The following is a 1,790-nucleotide window of genomic DNA, read 5'->3' as shown; positions in this document are numbered from 1 at the left end:
ATTTTAAATTCTACGTTACGAAATTTTAAAATTTAGCCGTAAATTTAGGGCGGGCGGAATCTCGATTTAAAATCCTAAAATTCCGCCCGCATAAATTAAATTTTAAAACCCTCTATCTACCTGCACGCCTACGCCTACGCTAGCGCAGTTACCGCTTTGCGGATCGCAGTCGCCGAAGCTTGTGACGCTGCTGGATCTTTTCGAGCGGATCGTTCCCATATGCATAGGCACCGGCATGTTACGGCGCGAGCTTCCGCCGATTTCGCTATCGCTCATACTATTAGAACTTCTCTTGCGAGAATAATCATCGCGCGGAGGTGGCGGTGGCGGAGGAGGTGGTTTTATACCTCCCGGAGGTGGTGGCATACCGCCAGGAGGTGGGGGAGGAGGCAGCATCATGCCGCCGTGCCTACCATATCCTCGCGGAGGAGGTGGCGGTAAAGTGCCGGTTTCTGTGATCGTGATGCCATTGCCGTAATTTTCAACGCGTCTGTAAGTAGAGCCTCCGTAAACCGTGCGGGTGCGGGTCTTTTCGACCACGACTATATCGCGATCAGGCTGCACCGGCTGCTGCACATTAGCTCTAGGCGATATTTCAAAGCTCTTCTGCAGTTTGGCGGTATCGTAACTTGCAAAGCCGTTGATGCCCTTTAGCTCATCTGCACTTGAAATTTCGCGCTTTTGGCGGTATTGCATAAGCATATCCGCCCTACCCGCATCAAGTCCGCCGATCGTCATCAGCTCGTAGCGACTAGCTTCGTTTATATTGATTTTCGCCAAGGCGAGGCTCACTAAAAGAGCCAAAATCACTAAATTTTTCATGTGCGCTCCTTTGTTGAAAGTTACCAAATTCTAAACCCCCATTATAAATCTTTGATTAACACACAAGCAAAATTTTGCTACAATTGCCCATCTTATTTAAAAGGACCGATCAATGAACGGAATTTTGCTGCTATGCGATGAGCCTGCCGCCTACGAATCCGAGCTAAAAAAACTAGACGAAATTTTATCTATGAGCTTTCACAACGTTTTGCAACTTTGCATTGCGGGAGAAAATGCTCTTTTTAGCAGGAGCGAGCTTGAAAGAGCGCTCGCGGACGGGCAGGAAGAGCACGTGCGAAAGACGGCGATAGAGCGCTTTGCACAGATCCTGCAGCAGTGCAACTTCGTGCTGGTTCGCGGCGCGGCGGGAGCAGATATGCGCGAGCTAAATTTACAAATAGCCAAGGATCTAAATATCCCCGTTTGCGGATTTTATCCTAACGAAATTGCCGCGCGCATCGGCGAGCGCGCAATCGCTGCAGCAAAAGCGCTGAATTTCGCCAGCGTATATGAAGGTAAAATTTTATTTGCTGCGGACAGATCAAGCTCTAGCGGCGCAAATTCTAAAAAATCGGGGCTTTGCGGCAAAAATTCCGCCCGCGAAAGCGGCGCAAAATCTCACGACGAAGATTCAAAGCTTTACGGCATAATAGAGCTCGATAAAGTCCTTGCCGACAAGAGCTACTTCACGGACGCGGCAAATTCCACGCGCTGCGAAATTTTAACCCCTTTGAAATTTGAAAGCGAACTATACGCCAAAGCTCGCGCGAACGTTAAAACCGTCGTACTGCCCGAAAGCGACGACGAGAGAATTTTGCGCGCGGCTGCGATTATAAAGCAAAGCGGAGCGGCAAATTTGATCCTACTTGGGCGGCAAGACGAAGTGCAAAAAAGCGCGAGCGAGCTGGGGCTTGATCTAGCGGGCGTTAAAATTTTAGATCCGCAGACGGATGCGAGCTTAGAAAAAT

Annotated in this window: 2 protein-coding genes; one reads left to right on the top strand and one right to left on the bottom strand. The window is 49.3% G+C overall.

Annotated elements, in window-relative coordinates:
• Window positions 1–102: 102 nt before the first annotated feature.
• The gene (locus tag Q0236_RS11465; RefSeq protein WP_297918119.1) at window positions 103–822 is read right to left on the bottom strand and encodes a helix-hairpin-helix domain-containing protein; all 720 of its coding nucleotides are present in this window, start codon (window positions 820–822) and stop codon (window positions 103–105) included.
• Between the two features lie 112 nt (window positions 823–934).
• Between Q0236_RS11465 and Q0236_RS11460 the strand changes: the two genes are divergently transcribed.
• Window positions 935–1,790: phosphate acyltransferase (locus Q0236_RS11460; protein WP_297918116.1), on the top strand; the 856-nt coding region annotated here is incomplete at its 3' end.

The organism is uncultured Campylobacter sp., assembly GCF_938031315.1.
GTDB lineage: Bacteria > Campylobacterota > Campylobacteria > Campylobacterales > Campylobacteraceae > Campylobacter_B.
This window is presented reverse-complemented; position numbering and strand designations above follow the sequence as displayed.

What these genes read in the sequence shown, in the direction of transcription:
- Q0236_RS11465 (WP_297918119.1), bottom strand. Translation starts at nt 822, where the DNA reads ATGAAAAATTTAGTGATTTTGGCTCTTTTAGTGAGCCTCGCCTTGGCG.